General features: G+C 71.5%; 25 protein-coding genes and 2 pseudogenes. 16 read left to right on the top strand and 11 right to left on the bottom strand.

Annotation, left to right across the window (positions count from 1 at the left end; genetic code table 11):
• Window positions 1-75 precede the first annotated feature (75 nt).
• The 4 genes from PSH25_RS31240 to PSH25_RS31225 all read left to right on the top strand — a co-directional run bounded on the left by PSH25_RS31240 (window position 76) and on the right by PSH25_RS31225 (window position 2,756).
• Window positions 76-546, top strand: a complete 471-nt coding sequence (locus PSH25_RS31240) for a molybdenum cofactor biosysynthesis protein (protein ID WP_238662474.1) — start codon at window positions 76-78, stop codon at window positions 544-546.
• A 96-nt stretch (window positions 547-642) separates the two neighbouring features.
• The gene (locus PSH25_RS31235) at window positions 643-1,341 is read left to right on the top strand and encodes a nucleotidyltransferase domain-containing protein (protein ID WP_238662473.1); all 699 of its coding nucleotides are present in this window, start codon (window positions 643-645) and stop codon (window positions 1,339-1,341) included.
• A gap of 20 nt (window positions 1,342-1,361) precedes the next feature.
• On the top strand, window positions 1,362-2,120 hold the full coding sequence (locus tag PSH25_RS31230) for a nucleotidyltransferase domain-containing protein (RefSeq protein ID WP_238662475.1): 759 nt from the start codon (window positions 1,362-1,364) through the stop codon (window positions 2,118-2,120).
• Between the two features lie 108 nt (window positions 2,121-2,228).
• Window positions 2,229-2,756 carry an SUKH-4 family immunity protein gene (locus PSH25_RS31225; RefSeq protein WP_238662472.1) on the top strand — a complete coding sequence of 176 codons (528 nt, stop codon included), beginning with the start codon at window positions 2,229-2,231 and terminating at the stop codon, window positions 2,754-2,756.
• 1 nt (window position 2,757) lies between these two features.
• Here the strand turns inward: PSH25_RS31225 and PSH25_RS31220 are convergent, their stop codons facing one another.
• From PSH25_RS31220 to PSH25_RS31205, 4 genes are all read right to left on the bottom strand, one after another.
• Window positions 2,758-3,135, bottom strand: coding sequence for a nuclear transport factor 2 family protein (locus PSH25_RS31220; protein WP_238662471.1), 378 nt, complete (start codon window positions 3,133-3,135; stop codon window positions 2,758-2,760).
• A 105-nt stretch (window positions 3,136-3,240) separates the two neighbouring features.
• Window positions 3,241-3,660 carry an ATP-binding protein gene (locus PSH25_RS31215; RefSeq protein ID WP_238662470.1) on the bottom strand — a complete coding sequence of 140 codons (420 nt, stop codon included), beginning with the start codon at window positions 3,658-3,660 and terminating at the stop codon, window positions 3,241-3,243.
• Window positions 3,661-3,915: 255 nt separating this feature from the next.
• Window positions 3,916-4,752 (bottom strand): oxidoreductase, encoded by an 837-nt coding sequence (locus PSH25_RS31210; RefSeq protein WP_238662469.1) that lies wholly within the window; start codon window positions 4,750-4,752, stop codon window positions 3,916-3,918.
• 34 nt (window positions 4,753-4,786) lie between these two features.
• Window positions 4,787-5,119 (bottom strand): nuclear transport factor 2 family protein, encoded by a 333-nt coding sequence (locus PSH25_RS31205; RefSeq protein ID WP_238662468.1) that lies wholly within the window; start codon window positions 5,117-5,119, stop codon window positions 4,787-4,789.
• Between the two features lie 181 nt (window positions 5,120-5,300).
• On the opposite strand from PSH25_RS31205, the gene PSH25_RS31200 reads away from it, so the two are divergent.
• Window positions 5,301-5,687, top strand: coding sequence for a DUF2267 domain-containing protein (locus PSH25_RS31200; RefSeq protein WP_238662467.1), 387 nt, complete (start codon window positions 5,301-5,303; stop codon window positions 5,685-5,687).
• Window positions 5,688-5,864: 177 nt separating this feature from the next.
• On the opposite strand, the gene PSH25_RS31195 is transcribed toward PSH25_RS31200, so the two are convergent.
• Window positions 5,865-8,270: a ricin-type beta-trefoil lectin domain protein gene (locus PSH25_RS31195; RefSeq protein WP_238662466.1), complete on the bottom strand. Its 2,406-nt coding sequence runs from the start codon at window positions 8,268-8,270 to the stop codon at window positions 5,865-5,867.
• 247 nt (window positions 8,271-8,517) lie between these two features.
• Complete coding sequence (locus tag PSH25_RS31190; protein WP_238662465.1) at window positions 8,518-9,363, bottom strand: copper resistance CopC family protein; 846 nt, start codon at window positions 9,361-9,363, stop codon at window positions 8,518-8,520.
• Between the two features lie 124 nt (window positions 9,364-9,487).
• On the opposite strand from PSH25_RS31190, the gene PSH25_RS31185 reads away from it, so the two are divergent.
• The 3 genes from PSH25_RS31185 to PSH25_RS31175 are packed head-to-tail and all read left to right on the top strand — an operon-like array spanning window position 9,488 to window position 12,114.
• Window positions 9,488-9,964 carry a hypothetical protein gene (locus PSH25_RS31185; protein ID WP_238662464.1) on the top strand — a complete coding sequence of 159 codons (477 nt, stop codon included), beginning with the start codon at window positions 9,488-9,490 and terminating at the stop codon, window positions 9,962-9,964.
• A gap of 5 nt (window positions 9,965-9,969) precedes the next feature.
• Window positions 9,970-11,310, top strand: a complete 1,341-nt coding sequence (locus PSH25_RS31180; RefSeq protein WP_238662463.1) for a hypothetical protein — start codon at window positions 9,970-9,972, stop codon at window positions 11,308-11,310.
• A 36-nt stretch (window positions 11,311-11,346) separates the two neighbouring features.
• Window positions 11,347-12,114: a nucleotidyltransferase domain-containing protein gene (locus PSH25_RS31175; RefSeq protein WP_238662462.1), complete on the top strand. Its 768-nt coding sequence runs from the start codon at window positions 11,347-11,349 to the stop codon at window positions 12,112-12,114.
• A gap of 36 nt (window positions 12,115-12,150) precedes the next feature.
• Here PSH25_RS31175 and PSH25_RS31170 read toward each other — a convergent pair whose 3' ends face one another.
• The 3 genes and pseudogenes from PSH25_RS31170 to PSH25_RS31160 all read right to left on the bottom strand — a co-directional run bounded on the left by PSH25_RS31170 (window position 12,151) and on the right by PSH25_RS31160 (window position 17,384).
• Window positions 12,151-13,545 carry a dihydrolipoyl dehydrogenase family protein gene (locus PSH25_RS31170; RefSeq protein ID WP_238662461.1) on the bottom strand — a complete coding sequence of 465 codons (1,395 nt, stop codon included), beginning with the start codon at window positions 13,543-13,545 and terminating at the stop codon, window positions 12,151-12,153.
• Window positions 13,546-14,082: 537 nt separating this feature from the next.
• Window positions 14,083-15,570, bottom strand: a pseudogene (locus tag PSH25_RS31165) (coiled-coil domain-containing protein); the annotation flags it as partial.
• A gap of 239 nt (window positions 15,571-15,809) precedes the next feature.
• Complete coding sequence (locus PSH25_RS31160) at window positions 15,810-17,384, bottom strand: FAD-dependent oxidoreductase (RefSeq protein WP_238662459.1); 1,575 nt, start codon at window positions 17,382-17,384, stop codon at window positions 15,810-15,812.
• A 76-nt stretch (window positions 17,385-17,460) separates the two neighbouring features.
• Between PSH25_RS31160 and PSH25_RS31155 the strand changes: the two genes are divergently transcribed.
• Together PSH25_RS31155 and PSH25_RS31150 are read left to right on the top strand one after the other, a co-directional pair.
• Entirely contained in the window at window positions 17,461-18,057 is a 597-nt protein-coding gene (locus PSH25_RS31155) for a helix-turn-helix domain-containing protein (RefSeq protein ID WP_238662458.1), read from the top strand.
• Between the two features lie 55 nt (window positions 18,058-18,112).
• Window positions 18,113-18,952: an alpha/beta hydrolase gene (locus PSH25_RS31150; RefSeq protein ID WP_238662457.1), complete on the top strand. Its 840-nt coding sequence runs from the start codon at window positions 18,113-18,115 to the stop codon at window positions 18,950-18,952.
• A gap of 707 nt (window positions 18,953-19,659) precedes the next feature.
• Here PSH25_RS31150 and PSH25_RS31145 read toward each other — a convergent pair.
• Window positions 19,660-20,238, bottom strand: coding sequence for an HD domain-containing protein (locus PSH25_RS31145; RefSeq protein ID WP_238662456.1), 579 nt, complete (start codon window positions 20,236-20,238; stop codon window positions 19,660-19,662).
• Entirely contained in the window at window positions 20,235-21,362 is a 1,128-nt protein-coding gene (locus PSH25_RS31140) for a helix-turn-helix domain-containing protein (RefSeq protein ID WP_238662455.1), read from the bottom strand. The genes PSH25_RS31145 and PSH25_RS31140 overlap by 4 nt, the downstream gene beginning before the upstream one ends.
• A gap of 405 nt (window positions 21,363-21,767) precedes the next feature.
• On the opposite strand from PSH25_RS31140, the gene PSH25_RS31135 reads away from it, so the two are divergent.
• The 6 genes and pseudogenes from PSH25_RS31135 to PSH25_RS31110 form a co-directional block, all read left to right on the top strand.
• Window positions 21,768-21,947 (top strand): hypothetical protein, encoded by a 180-nt coding sequence (locus PSH25_RS31135; protein WP_238662454.1) that lies wholly within the window; start codon window positions 21,768-21,770, stop codon window positions 21,945-21,947.
• On the top strand, window positions 21,944-22,162 hold the full coding sequence (locus PSH25_RS31130) for a hypothetical protein (protein ID WP_238662453.1): 219 nt from the start codon (window positions 21,944-21,946) through the stop codon (window positions 22,160-22,162). Before PSH25_RS31135 ends, PSH25_RS31130 begins: the two co-directional genes overlap by 4 nt.
• Entirely contained in the window at window positions 22,159-22,332 is a 174-nt protein-coding gene (locus PSH25_RS31125) for a hypothetical protein (protein ID WP_238662452.1), read from the top strand. Before PSH25_RS31130 ends, PSH25_RS31125 begins: the two co-directional genes overlap by 4 nt.
• A 134-nt stretch (window positions 22,333-22,466) precedes the next feature.
• On the top strand, window positions 22,467-23,450 hold the full coding sequence (locus tag PSH25_RS31120; protein WP_238662451.1) for a zinc-dependent alcohol dehydrogenase: 984 nt from the start codon (window positions 22,467-22,469) through the stop codon (window positions 23,448-23,450).
• Window positions 23,451-23,452: 2 nt separating this feature from the next.
• Window positions 23,453-23,851, top strand: a complete 399-nt coding sequence (locus tag PSH25_RS31115) for a 6-pyruvoyl trahydropterin synthase family protein (protein ID WP_196926417.1) — start codon at window positions 23,453-23,455, stop codon at window positions 23,849-23,851.
• Window positions 23,848-24,244, top strand: a pseudogene (locus PSH25_RS31110) (glycosyltransferase family 1 protein); the annotation flags it as partial. The gene PSH25_RS31115 and the pseudogene PSH25_RS31110, both read left to right, overlap by 4 nt.

The following is a 24,244-nucleotide window of genomic DNA, read 5'->3' as shown; positions in this document are numbered from 1 at the left end:
CGCGCGCCGCCGTCCCCACCGAGTCATCCGTCGACCTGCCCATGAGGGGTCTGTCCGGTTCGTAGAATTCCTGCCATGCCGAAGATCGTCGAGTTGCTGGCCTCGCCCGTGCACCGCTTCCTGGGCCGGCCCGCCGACGGTCCGGCCCCGGCCCCACCCGGCGAGCTGGTCGACGCCGTCCGGATCCGAGCCGGCCTCGGCATCGTCGGCGACCGGTACTTCGGCCAACAGGCACACCGCGACGCCAGCGTCACCGTCATCGCCCAGGAGTCACTGCCGACCGGCATCGGCCTGGCCGAGGTACGGCGCAACATCCTCACCACGGGGATCGCCGTGGACGAGTTGATCGGCAGAGTGCTGGTGCTGGACTCCGGCGACGGCCCGGTCAGCCTGCGGGTCAATCGGGCGGCCCGGCCGTGCGCCTGGATGGACATCACCGTCGGCCCGGGGACGTGGAAGGCGCTGCGCACCACCGGTGGCATCCGCTGTACGCCCCTCAACGACGGCACCCTGCGCGTCGGCCCGATCGAGGCCGTCGTGAACTGAGGAAAGGGCTCGACGTCAGCACTCCCGGACCGGCATGGTGTGCACCGGACAACGGCCGCCTGGCGGTCGGCGCAACGCTCGGGGGAGGCGGCGGCAGTGGAACACACGCTGACGGATCAGCTGGTCGACGACCACACGATCTTGCAGGTGGTCGTCGGTTCCCGCGCGTTCGGGCTGTCCAGTGCGGCATCGGACACCGACCGACGCGGGGTGTACGCCCTGCCGGCCTCGGCGTTCTGGGGGCTACGGAACCCTGCGCGCCACCACGAGGGGCCGCTCGACGAGCAGGTGCGGTGGGAGGTGGAGCGGGTCTGCACGCTCGGGTTGGCGGCGAATCCCACGGTCCTGGAAGTGCTGCACTCTCCGCTGGTCGAGACGTGCACCCCGCTGGGCGCGGAACTCCGGGCGCTCACGCCGGCCTTCCTGTCCCGGCGGGTGGCCGACACCTACCTGCGGTACGCCACCGCCCAGTTCGGAAAGGCCGAGCGTGGGATCGCCCGCACCGGCGTTCCGGCGTGGCGGCACGTGATGCACCTGATCCGACTGCTGACCGCCGGGGGTGACCTGGTCCGCACCGGCCGCCTGGTGCTGGACGTGGGCGCCGACCGGGACCGTCTGCTGGCGGTCAAGGCGGGTGAGGTGCCCTGGGTTGAGATCGTCGCCTGGCGGGACCGGCTGGTGAGCCGAATGACGGCGGGCCTGGCCACCAGCCCGTTACCCGAGCAGCCCGACGAGGCAAGGGTCGAGCAGTGGTTGATCTCGGTCCGGGAACGCTCCGTGCGGTGCTCGGCGTGACGGCCTGGGAGGCCGCGGGTCTGCCGGTCGGCGTCGACCTGACCAACACCGTCGCCGAGCAGCCGCACCCGCTGGTGTTCGCCACCGTCTCCGGCGCCCACCTGTACGGGTTTCCGTCCATTGACTCGGACGTCGACCTGCGCGGCGCGCATCTGCTTCCGGTCGAGAACCTGATCGGGCTGACGCAGCCGACCGAGACCCGCACGGTCATGACCGACCGCGAGGGCGTGGAGCTGGACCTGGTCACCCACGACCTGCGCAAGTTCGTGCGGTTGATGCTGCGGCGCAACGGCTACGTGCTCGAACAGCTGCTGTCACCGCTGGTGGTGCACACCACCGCGGTGCACGCCACGTTGGTCGAGCTGGCACCGCTGGTGCTGACCCGGCACCACGTGCACCACTACCGCGGCTTCGCCGCCACCCAGCGGCGACTGTTCGACACGACCGGCGAGCTGAAACCACTGCTCTACGCGTTCCGGGCGCTGCTCACCGGTGTCCACCTGATGCGCACCGGCCGGATGCTGGCGCACCTGCCGAGCCTGCTGCTCGCCGAGGCGGCGCCGACGTACCTCCCTGAGCTGATCGCGGCGAAGCGTTCCGCCGAACACGGCGGACTGGACGCCCTGGTCGCGGGCCCGGTCCTCGGCCGGGACCTGGCCGAACTGGTGTCGCGACTCGACGAGGCGCAGCACGACAGCCGGCTGCCGGAACAACCCGCCGGGTCGGCTCAGCTCGACGAGCTGGTGGTGACGGCCCGGCTGGCGGATTCGGCGAGGTGACGCCCCGGTGAGCTGTTGCGTGGTAGAACCAAACCGCGCATCGGCTCGCAGGTCTCAGGGCAGCCGTGGCAGTGCCGGACGGGACCTCATCCGAACAGAGGTGGTGCAGTGAACCTCGAGCTGCGGCAGCTGATCGAGGAGCTGCGGGCTGAGCTTGCCGATCTGCCGGCGAGCCTGGCGTACGCCGAGTTCGGCGAGGGGGCGGCCCTCGACGCCGTGCCGGCGGGGCTCCCGGCCGACCTGCGGGATCTCCTGCTGGTGGCCGACGGGCTGCGGGCGGGTCGGGTCGAGCTGGCGTCCTCGTCGACCCTCGCGGGAATCCAGTACCACCTGGACTACGCGCCGGACTTCTCGTCCATCCCGCAGGACCGGGCGGGCTGGCTGGTGGTCGGCACCCGCAGCGACGAGCCGATCTTCATGGATCGTGGCACGGGGGCGATCTGGTACTTCCCACCGAACGGCACCGAGTGGTTCATGTCCGACGCGTTCGAGGAGCTCGCCCCCGACGTGGAATCCTTCGTGGACTACTACCTGCTCGGGCCGGGCTACGCCGACCTGACCCCGGCCGACGACCAGTGGTTCGCGTTCCTCGACGAGCAGGGCCTGCTCGACGAGGACGACGAGGACGAGCGTTGAGTCAGACCGGGCTGATGTGTGCGGCGAGGACCCGCCAGCCGTGCCGGTCGTCATGGACCCACGTCCGGGTGTAGCGCAGCCGCGCCGTGAACGGTGCCCCCTCGAAGACGCCGGACACCCGGCCCAGGAAGAACGTCACGCCCGTCGCACCGACGACGAGCAGGTCCAGCTCTTCCTCCACCAACTCCGCGACGACCGAGCGGCGGTCCCGGTGGGCGGCCAGGTCATCCTGCTTGGAATGCGGACGCCCGTCCGGGCCGATGGCGATCAGCTGGTCGACCAGCAGCTGGTCGAGGGCGGCGACGTCGCCGGCCCGTTGGGCGGCCTGCAGGGTGCGCTCGGCGTCGAGCAGCTCAGCCTCGCGTGCGCTGTCCGGCATCGTGCCGTCCTCCCGTTCGGGTCCGACCCGGTGTCACCGTCGGCCCGGGCTGTCCGCATTGTGGCAGCCGACGTGGCCCGGGCGGGCGGGGATCGCCGCCGACGTTCACAGAGTCAGGCGAATCCGTACGACGGTCTCCCCGGGGCTGGTGAGGACGGCGACCTCGTCACAGATCTGCTCCACGATCGCCAGCCCGCGACCCCGTACCGACTCGGCGGCCGGCATGCTCCGGCCGAACGCCCGTGTCGGCCCGTGGTCGACCACGTCGCAGAACAGCTGGCCCGGCTCGGCCCAGAGCCGGACCCAGCCGCCGCCGGTGGTGTGCTGCAACGTGTTGGTGGCCAGCTCGCTGACCGCCAGCGTCAACAGCTCCACCCGCTCGGCCGGCAGGCCGCGGGCCAGCGCCCCGGCGCTGACGAACGCGCGCAGCGCTCGTACGTCGGTCGCGACCTGATAGGCCATCGTGTCCGCGGCGTGGGTGGGGACACTCGGCTCGGCCACGGTCTCCGGTCGCTCGCCCGGCATCAGCCCGCCCGATGCGGCTGCCCGGCCAGCGGCACCGCGATCCACGCGGGTGTTGTGGGCGTGCGAGCCTCGAAATGTGCCATCGGGCAGCCAGAACCCTTTCGTAGCGACAGCTGTTGTCGCCACATCATGTCATCCACCGACCCCTTGACCGTCTCGTCCGTTCGGCGGTTGATCACCTGCGGGCCGGCCCGACCACGCCTCGCCGCTCCGGCGGGCACCCGATCAACCTCGCCGAGCTTTCCGGAAGGCGAATCAGGGAGCCGCGTCGAAGGCGATCGACTCGCTCAACTCCCGCCACCGCGCGTCGGACGCGGCGAGAGCCCTGGCGGCCGCTTCGGCAGCCGCCACGGCGTCGGCGCCGAGCAGCAATCGGAGCGGCGGGTCGTCGACCCGGGTGATCCGGATGATCGCCTGGGCGGCGCGGGCCGGATCGCCCGGCTGGGCGCCGCTGCCCTCCCGCAGCCGCCGCACGGCCGGGTCGATGACCGGCCGGTACGGTTCGCTGATCGGCAGGGCGCTCATCGACGAGCCGGCCCAGTCGGTGCGCAGCCCGCCCGGCTCGACCGTGGTGATCCGGATCCCGAACGCCTCGACCTCTCTGGCGAGCACCGCGGAGAAGCCGCTGACCGCCCACTTGGCGGCCTGGTACGCGCCCAGACCCGTGCTCGCCACCCGGCTGCCGACACTGGAGATCTGCACGATGTGACCGCGTCCCTGCTCGCGCAGCACCGGCAGGGCGGCCCGGGACAGATTGACCACGCCGAAGAAGTTCGCCTCGATCTGCGCCCGGAAGTCGTCCTCCGACATGTCCTCGATCGCGGCGACGTCGGCGTACCCGGCGTTGTTGACCAGGATGTCCAGCCGTCCGAACGTGTCCACGGCGGTGCGTACGGCGGCGCGGGCGGCGGCGGGGTCGTTGACGTCGAGGGCCACCGCGCGGACCTGGTCACCGTGCCGGTCGACCAGGTCGTCGAGCTGTGCCGGGTTGCGGGCGGTGGCCACCAGGTGGTCGCCGTCGGCCAGGACGGCCTCGGCGAGGGCGCGGCCGAGACCACGCGAACAGCCGGTGATGAGCCAGACTCGCGGCACGGCGTTCCCTTCGTGTCGGTGGACCGGCTCGCCGTCAGGGACGGATGTCCAGGGCGCCGATCAGCCCGTCGCGCAGCGTGAACCGGTACCGCAGCTCGATCGGGCTGCCGGGGAAGTTTCCGGACACCCGGGTGACAGCGAGGTACGAGTCGCCCGCCTGCGGTGTGACCCGGACCGGCTCGGCGGTGTACGAGTAGGCGTCCATCGTCTTCTGTCGCCAGGCGCGGATCGAGGCCCGCCCGTCGTACAGCCGGTCCTCGTCGGCGACGCTCGCGGTGTCCGCGAAGCAGGCGACGAAGGCGTCCAGGTCCCGGTCGTTGACGGCCCGGAAGTACCGGTCGATCACGTCGGGCAGGTCGAGGGCCATCTGCTCCTCCTGCGGCGCGGGCCGCCGTCGGGCAGCCGTCGGGTTCCCGGTCCGACCTCACCGTACGAGAAGTGGACGGCACCGCGCGGAGCAACCAGCAGAACCATCCCGCTCCAGGCTGCCGGGTTTGCTGCCGGTGGGCCCGGGTAGCCACGCGTTTCCGAAAGCGAAGGGCGGGGGCATGGCCGAGCTGGCGTTCGTCGACAAGGTTGCGGCACGGGCGGGTGTTTCGCCGCAGCAGGCACGCCCACTGACCGAGGCGGTCCTGCGGACCCTCACCGAGCGGCTCTCCGGCGGGGAGGCGGGCGCGTTGGCCCCCCACCTGGCCGACGAGCTGAGCCCGCTGCTGGTCAAGGCCGCTGAGCCCCCGGAGACGTTCGACTACGACGAGTTCCTGCGCCGGGTTGCCGACCGCGCCGGGATCGACCGCCCGGCCGCCGAGCGGGGCACCCGCGCGGTGCTTCAGACGATGCACCGGGTGGTGGGGCACCGGGAGTTCGAGGACGCGCTGGCCCAACTCCCGGCGGACCTGCGGGCACTGGCGCAGCCGCTCCCGCACGGCCCCTGACCCACACCTCGGCGGGAATCCGAACGCCGGCATGGCCGCCGTCGATGCGGAGGCGCGCGGGTTGGGGGCTGCCCTCGTCGATCACCGTCGTGCGACGTACGCCGCCTGACGACCCTGCTCACCCGGGCGCGGAGCGTGGCCTGACCCGCCGGTCAGGCCACGCTCCCTCGTCCGAGGTCAGCCGGTTACCCCACTACTGACCACCCACTTCTGGTGTGCGCCGCCCGCGTACGTGCCGAGCTGAATCTGGGTGCCGTCGCCGGTGTTACCGCCGGCGGCCTCCATGATCTTGCCGGACTGCGGGTTGCGGATCGACCCGTCGGCCTGCGGTTGCCAGAGCTGCGCGCCGGTGCCGTTGCAGGTCCAGAGCTGGATCTTCGTGCCGTTGGCCGTGCCGGCGTTGTCCACGTCCAGGCACTTGCCGAGCACCCGGTACGTGTCGCCGACCCGCGTCCACGACTGCGCGGCGGTGCCGTTGCAGGTCCAGAGCTGGATCTTCGTACCGTCGGCGGTGCCCGAGTTGTCGACGTCCAGGCACTTGCCGCCGACGCCGGTGATGGTGCCGCCGGTCGGCGGCGGGGGACTGCCCGGGATGGAGTTGAGCGTGTACCACGCCTCGGTGCTCCACAGTGACTCGCCGCTGGTGGAGGTGAACGGGCGCGGCGAGCGCAGGTGCACCACCCGGCCGGCCTTGCGACCGGCCACCGCGAGGCTGACCTTCTTCCCGTCCGCCGAGAGGGTGGCCGAGGTGACGGTCAGCGTCTCCTCGTCGACCTTCGGCCCGCCGTAGTTCGACGTCGCCACGTACCGCCATTGCTTGATCTTGTAGCGCGCGGCCAGCTCGGCGGCGGTCGCCGTCGAGACGGGCTGGGTGTACTCCACCTCGAAGCCGGTCGTGGTGGCGCGCATCGCGAGCATCTCGAACGTGGTGGCGGTGTTCGGGGTGAGCTTCTGCAGGCCGTACGACAGCTTGCCGGTCTGGCCCCAGTTGCCGCCCGCACCGAGCCCGCCGACGTAGATCGCGCCGTCCGGGCCGACGTTGACCTCGGAGACGCCCGCCTCCAGGCCCTGGGTGAGCCGGAACAGGGCGCCCTGGTACTCGCCGTTGACCTTCTCCACGTTCGCCCGTTGCAGGCCGCCGTACGTCACGTCGCCGATGACGAACTGGCCGGCGTACCGGCCGCTGGTCAGGTAGAGCGGCGTGCTGGGCGAGTTGGCGATCTCGTTCTGTGGCATCCAGAGCACCGGCGGGGTGACCGCGGCGGTGTCGAACGGGCCGGCCGGGTTCGTGTAGTGGTTGAAGAACCGGCCCTGCTTGACGTGCACCAGCTTCGAGGAGGGCAGCCAGCCGCCCTGGTTGTCGGTGACGAAGATGCCGCCCTCCGGGCCCCAGCCGATGCCGTGCGGCGTCCGCAGGCCGCCGGCGACGTAGCTGACCGCGCCAGTGTCCTTGCTGACCTTGAGGGTGGTGCCCCGATTGGTGGCGGGCTGCGGGTTGGTGGTGGCGCCGCCGGAGTTGATCGACACCGACAGGTTCAGATAGAAGAACCCGTCCTGGTAGAGCAGGCCGAACGCGAACTCGTGGAAGTTGCCTCCGTACGGCCAGGTGGCGACGGTCTCCAGGCGTTCGGCGACCTCGTCACCGCCGGTGTTCACCAGCCGGGTCAACCGCTGCTTCTCGGTCACGTAGACAACCCCGTCGACGACCTTCAGCCCCATCGGTTCCTTCAGGCCGCCGGCGATCTTCTTGGTGGTCACGTTGCCCGGGCTCGTCGATCCGCCGGTGTTGCCGAGGATCCAGACCTCGCCGTCCTGGGAGGTGCCGGACTGGTCGCTGCCACCCCAGGTGCTGATGACGAGCCGGCCGTCGGCCAGCCAGTCCATGCCGGTGACCTTCGGCTGGAAGCCGCTGGGCCGCAGGTTGGTCAGCGTGTAGCCGGGGTGCACACCGGTCAGCGGCAGGCCGTCGCCGGGGGAGTCGGCGACCCCCTCGCACTCCTTGCGCCCGGGTGCGGTCACCCGGACCACGCCCGCGTCGGTGCTCAGCGCCGAGTTCGGTACGACCACGAAGGTCGACGAACCGGGCGTCTTCCACTCCAGGGTGATCTGCTGCCCGCCGCCCCGCTCGAAGTGGTCGATGCGCAGCGGGTGCAGACCGGCGGTGAGGGTGACTGTGCCCTCCTTGGGCGGGGTCGCGCCGTGCAGGCCGTCGTGGTTGATGACCACGGCGTTGTCGATCGACAGCTTGGAGCCGTCGTCGCTGCTGAGCCGGAACGTGTAGCTGCCGGCCTGGGTGGTGGTGATGTTGCCGAGCACCTGCGAGACGAAGTTGTCCTCGAAGCCGAAGTCGGCCGCCGAGGTCCAGTTGATTGTGGACATCAGCTTGTCCACGTTCGGGGTCTGGGCGGGCTTGAGGGTGCACAGCTCGGACAGCGGCACCTGCACGTCGAAGACGCGCAGCGTGACGCCCGGTTCCTGCGCGGGGGCGGCGCTGGCGGGGACGGCCCAGAGGCCGGCGGCGAGGACGAGTGCCAGCGCACCCAGGACGGGATGGTGGAGTCGGCGTAGCAGGCGTGTGGCCATCGTTCCTCCAGGAGGCAGTGGAGTGTCCGACGGCCGGCGTGGATCAGCGGTGAGGATGACCGTCGGCCCGGCTCCGTAACGTCCTCGACGCCGACGAGTGACGTTGCGGAAACACCGGGTGGATGGCTCGGAACATTAAGGCGTTTCGATTGGACTGTCCATGGCTTCGACTCGATACATCAAAAGTTCCCAATGTCCGTGCGAAAGTTCGGGACGGTACGCGGAGAATGCCCAGTCCTGCGGCGGCCTACCGCCGTCCGCGCCGCGCCGTCCCGCCGGCCCGATTGCCGGTCTTCCGAGTCGGGTTGGCGGTCTTGCGGCCGGCGGCGCCGCCTCGGCCCGCCCCGCCGGCGGTCCGACGGTCCGGAGTGGGCGCCCCGCGTGCCGGAGGCCGACGGGGGGCCGCCACCAGCCCGCTCGCCGCGCCCCCGCCGGCGATCAGGGCCGGGAGCAGCCAGGCCTGGCACCCACCGCCGCGCTGCCCCTCGGTGGCGCCGGCCGGGTTGTCCGCCGGAGCGCCGGTGGGGGCGACCGGGCTGCCGGTGGCACCGGAGTTGGTCGAGCCCTCGCCCTCGGCCTGGGCGAGCAGCGCCGGGTCCGGCCCCGCCGTGGGCGCCGACCAACCGGCCGGGGCCGCCGTGCCCGGGCCCTGGTAGTCGAAGGTCACCTCGCCCCGCACCGCCTCACCGTCGGAGGCGACGGAGAGGTAGCTGGCGGTGTAGCGGCCCTTCGCCGGCCAGTGCGCGACGGTCACCATCGCCGGGAAGCCGGTGTGGTACAGCCGGGGCTCGAACACGCCGTTGACCATGAAGTACTCGGTGACCGGCTTGTCCAGCCGCTTCGGCTCACCGTAGGACCAGCCACTGTCCACTCGCGACCCGTCCGGGCCGCTGATGGCGAAGTACGCGTTCGACGCCGGCTTCTCAGTGAAGTACAACGCCAACTGGGTCAGCGGCTCGCGTACGACAGTGCCTTTCAGCGGAGTGGAGGTCGCCAGCTGGCCGTGCGCCGACGCCGGGGCGACCGGCAGCAGCAACGACACCACCAGGGTCGCCGCCAGCGCCGCCACGGCACGACTCAGGACGTTACGCACAGTGGCCAACCTCGATCGCATTCGTTCATCATGGTCATTTCCCCGGCACCGAACAAGACGTAGAGTTCTCCTCCCCGACGATCAAACCGACACCCGCCCCCCTCGCGTCGTTCGGAGTCCGCCCGTGTTCGTCCGTACCCCCGCCGCCCGCACCTCCGCCACCCTCGCCGCCGCCGCCCTCACCGCCCTGCTCCTCGCCGGTTGCGGGCAGGACGACGACCCTTCCGTGGCCACCCCCTCGACGGCGCCGACGTCCACCGCCCCGCCGAGCGCCACCCCCACCGCACCGACCCCGACGGCCGCCAGCACCCCCAGCGCCTCCGCCAGCACCGCCGCCGTGGACCAACAGATCGCCGTGACCATCGCGAAGAAGCGGGTCACCCCGCCGACCGGACGGATCAGCGTGGGTAAGGGCCAGCTGGTCCGGATCACGGTCACCTCCGACGTGGCCGACGAACTGCACGTACACGGCTACGACCTGGGCGCCCGGCTGCCGGCCGGCACGCCCGGCTCGGTGGAGTTCCGGGCCGACAAGACCGGGCTGTTCGAGGTGGAGACGCACGAGTCCGAGCTGGTGCTGTTCCAGCTCGTCGTCCGCTGAGCGGCATGACGGCCGCTCCCACGCTGCTGGCACACGGCGTCGGTGGCCGCCAGGACCTGCCGATCACACTGCCGCAGCTCGTCGTCGCCGCCGCGCTGACCCTCGTCGTCACGTTCGTGGCGCTGGGTCTGCTCTGGCGTGAACCCCGACTCGACCGGGACGCCACCGGCGGTCGCCCGGTCCCGGGCTGGCTCGCCCGACTCCTCGACGCGCCCGCGTTCCGGTGGGCGCTGCGCGGGCTCGGCCTGCTCGCCGCCGCCTGGTTCTGCCTCGGTCTGCTGGGCGGGCCGGACACCGCGGACAACCCGACCGCCGGCGCGCTCTACGTGCTGCTCTGGGTCGGGCTGGCCCCGCTGTCGCTGCTGCTCGGCCCGGTCTGGCGGGCGGTCAACCCGCTGCGTACGGTGCACCTGCTCGCGGCGCTCGCGGCGCGGCGCGACCCGAACCGTGGGCTCCGCGAGCTGCCCGACAGCGTCGGGTGGTGGCCGGCCGCCGCCACGCTGTTCGGCTTCGTCTGGCTGGAACTGGTCGCCCCCGACCGGGCCACCCTGCCGGTCATCACCGCCTGGCTGGCCGGGTACGCGGTGGTCCTGCTGGCCGGCGCGGTGGTGTTCGGCGCCGGCTGGTTCGACCACGCCGACCCGTTCGAGGCGTACAGCACCCTGATCGGTCAGCTCGCCCCGCTCGGCCGGGCCGCGGACGGCATCCTGGTGTGGCGCAACCCGCTCGACGGGATCGCCGGCCTGCGGCCTCGCCCCGGGCTGGTCGCCGTGGTGATCGTGCTGCTCGGCTCGACCATGTACGACAGCCTCTCCAACGCGCCCGGCTGGTTGCGCTTCAGCCAGGAGAACGGCCTGCACCCGGCGGTCACCGGCAGCGCTGGTCTGAGCCTCGTCATCGCCGCCGTCGCGGTGGCGTACCTCGCCGCCACCGGCGCCGTGGCGCGCATCGGTCGCACCGACCGGGTCGACGCCCGTGCCGTGCCGGGCGAGATCGCCCACTCCATCGCGCCGATCGCGGTGGGGTACGTGGTGGCGCACTACTACTCGCTGCTGATCCTGGAGGGCCAGCGCACCGTCGCGTTGCTCTCCGACCCCCTGGGCACCGGCGCCAACTGGCTCGGCACCGCCGACTGGGAGCCGCAGACCGCGCTTGTCACGCCCTCCGGGGTGGCGACCCTGCAGATCACCGTCATCATCCTCGGGCACCTGCTCGGCACGCTGCTCGCCCACGACCGCGCCCTGTACCTGTTCCCCCGGGCCCGGGCGGTGGCCGGCCAACTACCCCTGCTGGCACTGATGGTCGCGTACACCGTCGCCGGTCTGCTGCTGCTCTACGCGGGGTAGTCCCGCCTCGCTCCGAGCCGTGCGTCATGATGCCCCGTGGACTCCGATCTTCAGCGCTACCTCGATGACCTCGTCAGCACCGCCCGCGACGTGCTCGGCGCCGACCTGATCGGCGCGTACGCGGCCGGTTCGGTGGGGCTCGGGGCGTACCAGCCGGGCCGCAGCGACGTGGACGTGGCGCTGCTCAGCGCCGGGCCCCTCACCGAGGCCGCCAAGCGGACGGTGGTCGCCCGGCTGCGGCACGAGGCGCTGCCCTGCCCCGCGCGCGGGCTGGAACTGGTCGTCTACGACCGGGCGGTGGCCGCCTCCGGCACCCCCGAGCCGGGCTTCGAGGTCGAACTGAACACCGGGGCCGGCATGCCGTTCCGGCGCACCCTCGACCCGGCCGACCGACCGGTCGCCGACGGCCGATTCTGGTACGGCCTCGACCGCAGCATCCTGCACCAGAGTGGACTTTCACTGCTCGGACCGCCGGCGGGGGAGGCCTTCGCCGACCTCGCCCCGGCCGACCTGCGCCGGCTGCTCATCGAGGCGCTGACCTGGTGGCTGGCCCTGCCCACACCGCCGGACGACCAACCCGCGCCCGGCACCGAGGACGCCGTGCTCGGCGCCTGCCGGTCGCTGGTGCGCCACCGCGACGGCGTCTGGCTCGCAAAGGTGTCCGCCGGTCAACGGCTGATCGACGCCGGCGACCGGGCCGAGGTGATCCGTCAGGCGGTCGCCGCGCGGCACGGCGGGCCGCCGCCCACCGGGGCCAAGGCCCGCGCCTTCCAACAACGGGTACGCGACGAGATCGCCGGGTAGCCGTCGCGCTGTTTCTGTGGGCGGGCCTCGTGGCGCTCAGCGGACCGGGCTGCGCTCCAGCGAGGCGAAGAGCAGGTTGAGGCCCTCGGTCATGGTCGGGTGGGTGATGACCGCGTCCCGCAGGGCGGTCCACGGCATCCCGGCGAGCATGGCCAGCTGCACCGAGGTGATCACCTCGCCGGCCTCGGCGCCGAGCAGCGCCGCGCCGAGGATCCGGTCGGTGCTGGTGTCGATGACCGCCTTCCACATGCCCTGGGTCTGCCGCAGGGTGCGTGCCCGGGGGATGGCGGCGACCGGCAGGTGGGCGACCTGGACGTCGTACCCGGCGCGGCGCGCCTCGGTCTCGGTCAGCCCGACCCGCGCCAGCTCCGGGGTGGTGAAGACGGTGTACGGGATCAGCCGGTCGGCGGTGCTGCGCTGGCCTCCCGCGAGGTTCGCCCGGATGATCCGGTAGTCGTCCAACGAGACGTGGGTGAACTGCGGGCTGCCGGCGACGTCCCCGGCCGCCCAGGTGCGCTCGGCGCTGGTGCGCAGGTGCTCGTCTACCTCCACGAAGCCCCGCTCGCTGAGCCGTACGCCGGCCACGTCCAGGCCGAGCCCGTCGGTGACCGGCTCCCGGCCGGCCGCCACCAGCACGTCGTCCCCGACCACCGCGCTGCCGTCGTCCAGGGTCACCCGGAGCGAGCCGTCGGCCTCCCGGTCGACCCGCCCGACCGCCACACCCACCCGTACGTCGATGCCATCGTCGAGGAAGACGCGCATCACCGCGTCACTCACGTCGGGATCCTCACGGGTGAGCAACCGTGGACCGCCCTCGACCAGGGTCACCGCGCTGCCGAACGACGCGAACATCTGCGCGAACTCCACCCCGACGGTGCCGCCGCCGAGCACCACCAGCCGGGCCGGCAGCCGATCCAGGTGTAGCAACTCGTCGCTGGTGAGCACCCCGGCGTCGGCCATCCCGGGCACCGACGGCAGATGCGGGCGGGTGCCCGTGTTGATCACCACGTCGCTGCCGCGCAGCAGTCGCTCGGCGCCGTCGGCGAGTGCCACCCGTACGGTCCGGGGGCCGACGAACCGGGCCTCGCCGATCACCAGGTGCAGGCCGGAGTCGAGGAACTGCTGCCGGTTGGCCGCGACCATCCCCTCGACCACGTCCTGCTTGTGCGCGCGCAACAGGTCCACGTCGACCCGGCCGCCCTCCACCGCCAGGCCGAGCGCCGACGCGTCCCGCAGCTGGCGGGCGGCCCGCGCGCTCGTCACCAGCGCCTTCGTCGGGATGCACGCGACGTTGATGCAGCTGCCGCCGATCATGCCGCGCTCGACCATGGCGACCCGCTGACCGGATCGGGCGACGTCCATGCTCAACGTCTTCCCGGCCTTGCCGCCACCGACGACGAGCAGGTCGAACTCCTCCGGTTGGTCGGTCACCGGGCGCTCCTCTCGGTCACCGGCCAGGCCGGCGGCCACCGCTGGTGCGCGGCGGCCAGCCCAGCCTGTCAGCTCCGACGGGCGCGGCGACCCGGTTCCGCGCAGAATCCGCCCGGCCGCCGTCCGTTGCTTGATCGGGTGATGAGAAGTAGGTCTCCGGGCCCTCTACGACCTACTCTCCATCACCTGATCACCGCTGGGCGGTCGGCCCGGGCCCGTGCGGATTCGCTCCGGACCGGGTGCGACCGCTGCTGATGGTCAGTGCCGGGCGGCGCCGTTCTCGCTGACCGGCTGCCCGAAGGCCAGGAACGGCACGGGCGTCGGTGCGTCCGTGCCGATGTGCCGAGGGAAGGTCGGCTCGGCGTCGTCGGCGCTCACCTCCCGGGCTGCCGCACGGTCGTATGTTACCGACTCGTCCGCCACCGCCGGTGCGCCACCGTGCTCGCCGTTCGCCTGCTCGGCCGTGGCCCGGTCGCCATCCTCGACCGGGGTCCGGTCGGCATAGCCGTTCTCGGCCGGGGTCCGGTCGGCGTAGCCGTTCTCGGCCGGGGTCCGGTCGGCAGGGCCACTCTCGACCGGGGCGCGGTCGACCGGGGCGGGGTCGGGCGTGGCGCGACCGGCGTCCGCATCGTCCAGGGTGGCTCGTTCGGCGGAGCGCCGGTCGACGCCGAAGCGGTCGACGTTGAGCCGCTCGACGTTGAGCCGCTCGACGCCCGCCCGCTCGGGGGCGGGCCGGTCGGCGCTGGAGCGGGAACCCACCATCGGGTATTCGGCGGTCTCCGTACCGCCGGCTGCCGCGGCCATGACCGCGGCGGCGGCGAGGTCGGCCACCCGCTTCGCCTCCCGCTGTACGCGGGCGCGGACCTCCTTGGCGTGCCGCTCGGCGGAGTCCCCGGCCCGACGGGCCTCGTCCAGCCGGGCGCTCTCGGCGGTCAGGTCCCGGCGGACCTCGTTGAGTCGCTGCTGCATCCGGGACAGCTCGTTCTCCAGCGTCTCGCCCTCCTGGCGGATCTCGGCGAGCTGCTGGCGGCCGGTGTCCAGCTCGGCGTGCAGCTCGGCGGCCTCCTGCCGGCGCTCCTCAAGCTCCTTCTGCAGGGCGGCGAGCTGCTGCTGGTGGCTGGCGGCCTGCTCGTCGGCGCGGTTGCGCAGCTCGGTCACGTGCTGCTGCGCCTCGGCCAGCAGCGCGGCGATCTGCTGCTCGGTCGCGCTGCGCTCCTCGGCCAGCTCCTGCTCGGCGGCGGCCTGCTGTTCGGCGATGTCCTGCTCGGCGGCGGTACGCCGCTCGTTGACCTCTCGCTCCACGTTGGCCTGCCACTGGGCCATCTCCTGCTGGTGCTTGGAGCGGGCCGACTGGAGTTCCTGCTGGATCTGGGTACGGGCCGACTTCATCAGCGCGTCGGCGGCGACCCGGGTCTGGTTGAGCTGCTGCGCGCTCTGCTCGGTGATCCGCTTGGCCTCGTGCTGGGCGCGCTCGTGCGCGGCCTCACCGTCGGCGCGCAACTGCTCGGCGTGCTCGCGGATCGCGGTCAACTCGGCCTCGGCCAGGGTGCGCCGCTCCTCGTGCGCCTGCTCCTGCTCGGCCCGCCGGGCGGCCAACTCCTCGGCCAGATCCTGACGTGCCTGCGCGGCCCGCTCACGGGTGTCGGCGAGGATCCGCTCGGACTCGCTGCGCAGCTCGTTCGCCCGGTCGGTGGCGGACTCGGTGATGATCCCGGCCTGCTTCTCGGCGAGTGCCATGATCTCGCCGACCATCGGACCCAGATCGTGGAACGAGGCGCGGTCCACCTGCACGGGTTGCTCCTGAAGCTCGGCCAGTTCGGCACGCAGCCGCTGCACCTCGGCGGTCAGTTCACGGACTCGGACGGCGGAGCGCCCGTGCTCTCCACTCAGCATCGCGATCTGACCGTCGAGCTGCTCCAGGTGCCGGTCCACCTGGCGTTTGTCGTATCCGCGCAGGGCGAGCTCGAAGCTCGGCCGGGAGGCCGCATCGTCGCGTGCTGCGTGCGGCTCAGCGCCGATGGACATGCACCATCCTCCGTACGATCGGGGCGTCAGGGTCGGCGGTCGCCTGCCCCACGGGCCGTCAGTGTGGCGCAACGCTACCGCCGAGCGGACATCATGCGAAGTCCTGCCCCACCACCTCTCACGTTGCCGCCCCGCGTTCCCGCCTCCCCGCGCCGATCATGGACTCGTGGTGCCGGAAAGGTGGTGCTCCACCACCTTTGTCATCCAGCACAACTCCATGATCGACGCAGGTCAACAGGTCAGCGTCGGCGGGCGACGAGGACGGCGTCGTGCAGGGTGATGTCTTCGCCGTCCGGTTTGGTGGCGGGGCGGGAGCGTTCCTCCGCCGTCAGCACCTCCCAGTGGGCCGGTTCCAGGTCGGCGGCGACGTCCTGCGCGGTGTACATCATGTCCGGCATGTGCATCCGGTGCGCCGCCCCCCACAGGTCCGACGGGTGGTGCCCGACGATCAGCAGGACGCCGCCCGGTGCCACCGCGGCGGCCAACCGGCCGAACAACTCCCGCCGCTGCTCCGGAGGCAGGTGCATGAACTGGGCGGACACCAGGTCGTACGCCTCCTCGGTGGGCGGCTTGTCCCGCAGGTCGGCGTGGGTGAACTCGATCCGGTCGCCCACCCCGGCGGTCTCGGCGTGCGCGGCGGCCCGGCTCAGCGCCGTGGTGGAGATGTCCACAGCCGTCACCTGCCAGCCGCGCTCGGCCAACCACACCGCGTCGCCGCCCTCGCCGCTGCCCACGTCCAGCGCGCGCCCCGGGGCCAGGTCGGCGACCTCGGCGACCAGCTGCGGGTTCGGCCGGCCACTCCACACCGAGGGGCGGGACTGGTAGCGCTCCTCCCACGCCGGCTCCTCGAACGTCGTGGCCACCAACTGCCGGTACGCGGCCACCGCGTCGCGGGTCTCCTCGGCGATGAGGTCGGCGTTGATCGCCGCCGCCGCGGTCAGACCGGCCCCGGCGGACGTGATCACCTGACCACGGAGGTCGGCCACGTTGCCCGCCACCCAGACCCCTGGGACGGTGGTCGCGCCGGTGGCGTCGGTCGGGATCTGGGCACCGATGACGTGCTCACCCATCATCACCTCCTCCGGGGCCAGACCCAGCCCCACCAGCACATCGGCGCGGGGAGTCAGCCGCGTCGCCACCACGATCGCGTCGAGCGCCACCACCCGGCCGTCGGCGAGCCGTACGCCGGTCAGCGCGTCGTCGGTCACCTCCACCGCGGCGACCGGACCGGGCACCACCGCGATGCTCCGGGCGGCGAGCCGCTCAGCGGTTTCCGCGTCCGGCACCGGGGCGTCGTGCAGCAGGAGCAACACGTTCGGGCTCCACTGTCGCCACATCTCGGCCTGGTGCACGCTCAGCGGGCTGGTCGCCAGGACGCCGATCCGCCGGTCCCGCACCTCCCAGCCGTGGCAGTACGGGCAGTGCAGCACGTCGCGGCCCCACCGCTGGGCCAGGCCCGGCACGTCGGGCAGTTCGTCGGTCAGGCCGGTGGTCACCAGCAGCCGCCGTGCCCGCACCGACTCCCCACCGTCGAGGCTCAGCCGGAACCCGTCGTCGTCCCGGGTCGCGGCCTCCACCCGTCCGGTGCGGAACTGCCCGCCGTACCCGGCCACCTCGGCCCGTCCGATCGAGAGCAGTTCACCCGGCGGCGTCCCCTCCCGGCCCAGGTAGTTGTGTATCCGGTCGGCCGGCGCGTTGCGCGGCTCACCGGAGTCGATCACCAGCACCGACCGTCGGGCCCGGCTCAGCGCCAGGGCTCCGCTGAGCCCCGCGGCGCCGCCGCCCACCACCACCACGTCGTATGTCTCGTCCACCGGTATCTCCCTCTTGCTTCGTCGGCTGCGCCCACCATCCGTCGCCGCCGGCAAGGTGGCAACTATCCTTGCCGTTATGGCAAACGAGGACAGCACCGCGCTGGCGGCCGTCGGCCCCCGGCTCCGTGCCCTGCGTCACCAACGCGGGACCACGCTGACCCAGCTCGCCGACCTGACCGGCATCTCGGTGAGCACCCTGTCCCGGCTGGAGTCCGGTAGCCGTCGGCCCACCCTGGAACTGCTGCTCCCGCTGGCGAGGGCCTATCAGGTGGCGCTCGACGAACTTGTCGACGCCCCCGCCACCGGCGACCCCCGGGTACGCCCCAAACCGATCGTCATCCACGGCGTGACGTACCTGCCGCTGACCCGCCGACCGGGCGGTGTGCAGGCGTTCAAGCAGATCTTCCCGCCGGACCCGTCCGCCGGGGGCCGAATCCCGCAGGCCCACGAGGGGTACGAGTGGCTCTACGTGCTCTCCGGCCGGCTACGCCTGCTGCTCGGCGACCGTGACCTGACCCTGACCCCGGGGGAGGTGGCCGAGTTCGACACCCGCGTTCCGCACCTGTTCTTCAACCCCGGCCCCGGCACCGCCGAAGCGCTGAGTCTCTTCGGTCCGCAGGGGGAGCGGCTGCACGTCCGCGCCCGCCCCGCCACGCCCGACAAGCAGCAGTGATCAACTCGGCTTCCATGAGCGGGTACGGCCGGGCCGTCGGTGCGAAGATGGCCTGATGATCGATGCGGCATCCCGAGGCTGGACCGACCGGACCGAGCACCGGGACATCGTCGTCAACGAGGTTCCGGGCTTCCGCCCGGTGACGTTGGACCTTGTCGTGCCGACGCAGGCACCCCAACCGGTACCGGTCCTGGTGTGGATCCACGGCGGCGCGTGGATGTTCGGATCGCCCAAGCACCCGGCGGACTGGCTCATGGAAGCGGACCCGTTCACCGCCGCCGTCCGGGCCGGATTCGCGGTCGCCTCCGCGCAGTACCGGCTCAGCGGAGAGGCGCACTTTCCCGCTCAACTCGACGACGTCAAGGCGGCGGTGCGCTGGCTGCGCCGACACGGCGACACGGTGGGCGTGGACCGTGAGCGGATCGGGGTGTGGGGCGAGTCGGCCGGTGGGCATCTGGCCTCGATGGTCGCGCTCACGGGGGACGACCAGGACGACAGCGGTGTCCGGGCGGCGGTCTGCTGGTACGCGCCATCGAACCTTTTGACCATGCAATCGCAGGCACACCCGTCCGGAACGATCGACCACGACGCGGCAGACTCGCCCGAGTCCCTGCTGATCGGCGCCCCGTTGGCCGAGAACCCGGGGCTGGGCCGAGCGGCTAGTCCGATCACCTACGTCTCCGACCAGGCCCCGCCCATGCTGCTGATCCACGGCGACCAGGACCTGGTCGTACCGGTGGGGCAGAGCGAAGAGCTTGCCGCAGCGTTGACCGCGGCGGGCGCCGAGGTCGAGTTGTCGGTGGTGCAGGGAGCCGACCACTGTTTCGCCGGAGTGCTGCTGGAGCCGCTGATCCGCGACACCCTGGCGTTCTTCACCCGAGTCCTGGCTGCCTAATCGTATCGAGCCCGAACCCACCAGCTTGCCGACAGTTCACGTCGAAGAAGTCACTGGTTCGATCCTGGGGAGGTGCGGGCGACGGTACGCCCACCGAAGGCTAGTGTGGCTGCCGCGACAAGTGAAACCACAAAGGACACGGCTAGCCCCATGCTGCCCAGTTCGACCCATTCTGGATATATCCGACCGAATGCGGCCGGGAGTGCTTCGTCGATCCCTGCTGGTTCGTCAGATAGCCAAAGCCATCCCCCGGAACCGCAATAGCACAGCACGCTAAGCAGGCTCGTTGCGAGGGCAACTCTTCTCGCAGTTTGTTGACCCGTTCTGATCCACAACGCGACGCCAATCAATGCAGGCGCGAAGAGAAGTGCGTAGGCACGAGTGTTCCTGGCGGAAACCAGCAGCGCGAGTTGTGCGAGCACATCGACAGGCATGGAGGAGTGAAGCCACGATGGCTACTCGGGCAGCAGCGGCGGCTGAATGCGAGTGGCCGTTGGCTCCGCGGCTGATCAGCCGAGTCGCGAGGCTGCCGGGCGGCTCGTGCTGCGACACCAAGATCATGCCGTCGCCAGGCCGTCGAAGGTGGACCGGTAGCGACAGAGGTTGACCACCGTTGACCGACTGCGTCCCAGGTCGATAAGTGTTATGCCCGCTTTGATCGTCTCTGCCCGTCAGCGGGATCAAATACAACGCCAAGTGTTGAACGCTTACTCCTTCGGCGGGGGTGTGAGCCAGGCCAGGGGTTGTCCGCTGAGGGCGGCGTCGGCAAGGCGGTGGGCGCTGGCGGTCTTCAAAGCGGCTCGTGAGCTGTCGATCCAGCGCTGCACGTTGTCGATGCCCTGGTGGTGGTACTCGACGGCTTGGACGAGGCATTCCAGTTTGTCGGCGTCACGGGCGACGACAGCTTCGAGTGTCTCGCCGGCTTCGTATTCGGCGATTGCGGCGGTGATGACGTCGGCGACGGCTGGGGGACAGGCGGCGACCTGGTCGGCGGTGACGGCGGTGTTGGGTACGGCGGTGAGGTAGCGCTTGGCGATGTGTGGGATGTCGGTGATTCGGGTTTCCTGGGTGTCGTGCAGGGTGCAGAGCATCGACACTCGGGCCGGGTCGGCGCCCTCCATGGCGGCGAGCATCATTCCGATGAGCGCTGTTCGGAAGGAGTGCTCGGCGATGGATTCGGGTTGCTTGACGCCGGCGAACCACCAGCCGGTGCGGGCGGCGCGTTTGAGGACGCCGGCTTCGAAGATGAAGTTCATCGCTCCGGCGGCGTCGTGGTCGTCGGTCATCTGCCCGTCCCTGTGCCGGTGAGTCCGTCCGCCCGCAGGCTGTAGACGATAGAGGTTAGTTCCTGCCGCGACTGCGCGGAGATCCGGTCACTGTCCAGGAGCGGGACACTGCGGTCGAGGAGCGCCCGAGTCGCGGCGGGGTTGTCGAGAGCGAGACCGCGTCGTGCGGCTAGCAGAGCCCAGACGTTGTGGATGTTGAGGTCGACGAAGGGATGCCCTTGATCGAGTCGATGGACCAGGTGCCGAAGAAGGATTGAGCCGTGCCAGTCTGCGAGCGCTTTGGGCATGAAGGAGTCGTCGCGGTGGCGGTACGGGATCTCGCCCACCCAGTAGGCCGAGTAGTTGAGGGCTGCTCGCTCGCAGGCGTCATCCGGGTGTGCGCGAGCGATGAAGTCTCGTAACGGTTCCGGGTCGCCCTGGTTGGCGAGGGACGTGACGACGGAGCGGGCGTCAGGCCACAGCGGTGACCAGGTGCGGAAGGGGGTCGTGCGGTGTGCTCGGGCGGTGGTCTGGGTGAGCCAACCTGCTGCTGCCTTGGTGGGGTCCATGCCGGCAAGGAAGCAGGCTTGCCGGTGCAGCAGCACGTTCCGATGCCGTCCGGCTGCGGCGCGATCGGCCAGCACATGAAGGTGAGCGAAGAACGCAGGTTGCTCATCGACGGGCAGGGTCGGCCCGGACGCGACTGGACCCCGCCGGGGATGGGCGATGGGTAGCCCTCTGGCGAAGGCCGGTGTCTGCCCGAGGACGGCCCAGAGGATCAAGTCGGTCAGACGGTGGGTGAGTACGGGCCAGCCCAGCGGCTGTTCGGCGAGGTCGCAGCGGTCCACCTGTTCGTTGAGGACGGCGGCGAGGATGAGATCCGCCTCGGCGGCGTCGTCAAGTGCTGCGAGTAGGAGGGTGTTCGCGCCGAGCCGTCCGAGCCGGCGTCGGACGGCGATCGCCTGCCCGAGCGGTACCGCGGTGAAGGGTCGGCGCCCGGATTCCCAGCTCTGCACGGTCACGCGATCGACGTCCAGGTCGGCGGCGAGCTGCTCCTGCGTGAGCGGGATGGACTCCCGGATCAGCTTGAACAGGTAGCCGGTCACCTCGCCGCGATGTGGCGCTGATCGTCCGGGACCTCTCATGCGTCATCCCTACGTTGACCCGTGGTCGACGTTCCGCCGTGAAACCAATGCTGCGGCAGCTCATCTGGCCTGCTCACTCGTACTGCGGGTGAGTCCAACCGCCGTCGTCGTGATCGTAGCGTCGCAGTTACCGAACGTTCCAGATCCGGTCCCGTCGTTTCGGGGTCCGCCATGGAGTGCTGCCCGGTGGAGGGAGCCAGTGATGCGGGACAGGACACCACCATGGCGACGGGTGAGCTACGACCAGTACCTGATCGCCGTGGCGATGACCCTGGCACGGCAACACCGGCCGGCTTGGTCGTGGCGGAAGTGGAGCTGGGTCTGCCGCTGTGGGGCGGAGCTGCCCTGTCGCAGCCGACACCGCATTCCGATCAATCGGGGGCACTGGCCCGCCGAGGAAGAGCAGTGAGCAACGAGGCCGAGCGGCGCATCCTGGTCGTACACCTGCTCGATAGGGACGGCCTGTGTACCGGTTACCGGGCGTGGTGGTTGCGGCTCACGCCGTACCCGTGCTGGCAGGTGGACTGGGCGACCAGCCGGCAGTCGCGGTTGGTGACGGCGGCGCTGCTCGGAGGCCGCGCATGACCACGCACGGCCCGGTGCTGCCGATCTGGAGTTGCGGCGGCTGCGATGCGCCCTGGCCCTGCCGCACTCGGCAGCGCGAGCTACGCGCCGAGTTTGACGACGCTCCGATCTCTCTGGCTCTCTACATGGGTGCTCAGCTGGTGCGGGCATCCGAGGACCTGACCTGGGTGCCGGCGGGCGCGTTGCACAGGCGCTTCCTCGGCTGGCTTCGGTGAGCATCCTGCGACCCGGTGACGAGAAGTTCCATTACAGCGACGGCTCGCACAAGTGGATCCCACCGGACCCGGACTACGACCAGGAGGTCTGGGACGAGCAGGTCCGCCAGCACAAGCACGGCCACCTGAGAAACGAGCGCCCGAAGGTCCGCATGAAGCGGCTGATCTGACGCCAGCGAAGGTGCCGGGCCGGGTGGGCTTCGAACTGTGCGCGCCGTACCTCCGTGTTTATGATCGACAACCCCGACCGGGGATCCGACATGGCCGATCGGTCTGGCCCGGAGCAGAGGTGAGGTGCGCGACGGTGATCCGCGAGGCGTACGCCTGCTGGGTGCGTGAACCCGGCGCGGCCGAGATCCGGCCGGTGTCGCTGGCCGCCCCGGGCCCCGACGAGGTGCTGGTCCGGGCCAGTTACTCCGGGGTCAGCCGGGGCACCGAGACGCTGGTCTTCGCCGGCCGGGTGCCCACCGACCAGTACGCCGCCATGCGCGCGCCGTTTCAGGAGGGCGAATTCCCCGGGCCGGTGAAGTACGGCTACCTCAGCGTCGGCGTGGTCGAGCAGGGCCCACCGGAGCTGCTCGGGCGGACGGTGTTCTGCCTGCACCCGCACCAGAGCGCGTACGTCGTGCCGGTGAGTGCGGTGGTGCCGGTGCCGGAGGGGGTGCCGGCCGCCCGAGCGGTGCTCGCCGGCACGGTGGAGACCGCCGTCAACGCCCTGTGGGACGCGGCGCCGCTGGTCGGTGACCGGGTCACCGTGATCGGCGCGGGCATGGTGGGCTGCTGCGTCGCGGCGCTGCTGGCCCGGTTCCCCGGCGTGCACGTCGAGCTGGTCGACACCGACGCGCGCCGGGCCGGTGTGGCCGGTGCCCTCGGCGTCGACTTCGCCCACCCGGCCGACGCCCGCGGTGACCGGGACCTCGTCGTGCACGCCAGCGCCACCGCCGCCGGCCTGCAACAGTCGCTGGACCTGCTCGCCCCGGAGGGCACGGTCATCGAGCTGAGCTGGTACGGCGACCGCCCGGTGCAGGTGTCGCTGGGCGGCGCGTTCCACTCGGGTCGACTCACCGTACGCAGCAGTCAGGTCGGCATGGTGGCACCCGCCCGACGGGCACGGCGCAGTTACGCCGACCGGCTGGCGCTCGCCCTGGACCTGCTCGACGACCCGGCCTTCGACGCGTTGATCACCGGCGCGTCCCGCTTCGCGGAGCTGCCCGACGTGCTCGCCAGACTGACCTCGGGTGACCTGCCCGCCCTCTGCCACCTCATCACCTACGACGACGGAGAGTGACCGTGTTCAGCGTGACCGTGCGGGACCACATGATGATCGCCCACAGTTTCCGAGGCGAGGTGTTCGGGCCCGCCCAACGCCTGCACGGTGCGACGTTCGTGGTGGACGCGACGTTCCGCCGGCCCGACCTGGACGCCGACGGGATCGTGGTGGACATCGGCCTGGCCACCGAGCAGCTGCGGGCCGTGCTGGGCGAGCTGACCTACCGCAACCTCGACGACGAGGCGGCCTTCGCCGGGGTGAACACCACCACGGAGGTGCTGGCCCGAACGGTCGCCGACCGACTGGTCGAGCGGGTGCACGCCGGTGAGCTGGGCGCGGGGGCGCGCGACCTGACCGGCATCACTGTCACCCTGCACGAGTCGCACATCGCCTGGGCGAGCTACGAGCGGTCGTTGTGACCGACGCGGGCCGGGCGGTGCACGTCGTCCTGCCCGGTGACATCGACGACCCGACCACGCCCAGCGGCGGCAACTCCTACGACCGGCGGATCTGCGCGGGGTTGGGCGAGCACGGCTGGTCGGTCCACGAGCATCCGGTGCCCGGCGGGTGGCCGCACCCCGGCCCGGCCGACCGGGCGACGCTGGGCCGGGTGCTCGCCGCCGCGCCCGACGACGCGGTGGTGCTGATCGACGGCCTGATCGCCTCGACCGTGCCCGACCTGCTCACCCCGCACGCCGGTCGGCTGCGCCTGGTGGTTCTGGTGCACCTGCCGCTGGACGACGAGCCGGAGGCCCACGCGCTGGCCACCGCCCGGGCCGTCGTCACCACCAGTGAGTGGACCCGCCGCGCCC

Source organism: Micromonospora foliorum (assembly GCF_022229015.1).
In the GTDB taxonomy this organism is placed as follows: domain Bacteria; phylum Actinomycetota; class Actinomycetes; order Mycobacteriales; family Micromonosporaceae; genus Micromonospora; species Micromonospora foliorum.
Note: the sequence above shows the minus strand (reverse complement) of the source record. Positions and strands in the feature narration are given on the sequence as shown.

What these genes read in the sequence shown, in the direction of transcription:
- PSH25_RS31140 (WP_238662455.1), bottom strand. Translation starts at nt 21,362, where the DNA reads ATGAGAGGTCCCGGACGATCAGCGCCACATCGCGGCGAGGTGACCGGC.
- PSH25_RS31155 (WP_238662458.1), top strand. Translation starts at nt 17,461, where the DNA reads ATGGCAAACGAGGACAGCACCGCGCTGGCGGCCGTCGGCCCCCGGCTC.
- PSH25_RS31200 (WP_238662467.1), top strand. Translation starts at nt 5,301, where the DNA reads ATGGCCGAGCTGGCGTTCGTCGACAAGGTTGCGGCACGGGCGGGTGTT.
- PSH25_RS31215 (WP_238662470.1), bottom strand. Translation starts at nt 3,660, where the DNA reads ATGCCGGGCGAGCGACCGGAGACCGTGGCCGAGCCGAGTGTCCCCACC.
- PSH25_RS31130 (WP_238662453.1), top strand. Translation starts at nt 21,944, where the DNA reads ATGACCACGCACGGCCCGGTGCTGCCGATCTGGAGTTGCGGCGGCTGC.
- PSH25_RS31195 (WP_238662466.1), bottom strand. Translation starts at nt 8,270, where the DNA reads ATGGCCACACGCCTGCTACGCCGACTCCACCATCCCGTCCTGGGTGCG.
- PSH25_RS31145 (WP_238662456.1), bottom strand. Translation starts at nt 20,238, where the DNA reads ATGACCGACGACCACGACGCCGCCGGAGCGATGAACTTCATCTTCGAA.
- PSH25_RS31220 (WP_238662471.1), bottom strand. Translation starts at nt 3,135, where the DNA reads ATGCCGGACAGCGCACGCGAGGCTGAGCTGCTCGACGCCGAGCGCACC.
- PSH25_RS31240 (WP_238662474.1), top strand. Translation starts at nt 76, where the DNA reads ATGCCGAAGATCGTCGAGTTGCTGGCCTCGCCCGTGCACCGCTTCCTG.
- PSH25_RS31180 (WP_238662463.1), top strand. Translation starts at nt 9,970, where the DNA reads ATGACGGCCGCTCCCACGCTGCTGGCACACGGCGTCGGTGGCCGCCAG.
- PSH25_RS31205 (WP_238662468.1), bottom strand. Translation starts at nt 5,119, where the DNA reads ATGGCCCTCGACCTGCCCGACGTGATCGACCGGTACTTCCGGGCCGTC.
- PSH25_RS31150 (WP_238662457.1), top strand. Translation starts at nt 18,113, where the DNA reads ATGATCGATGCGGCATCCCGAGGCTGGACCGACCGGACCGAGCACCGG.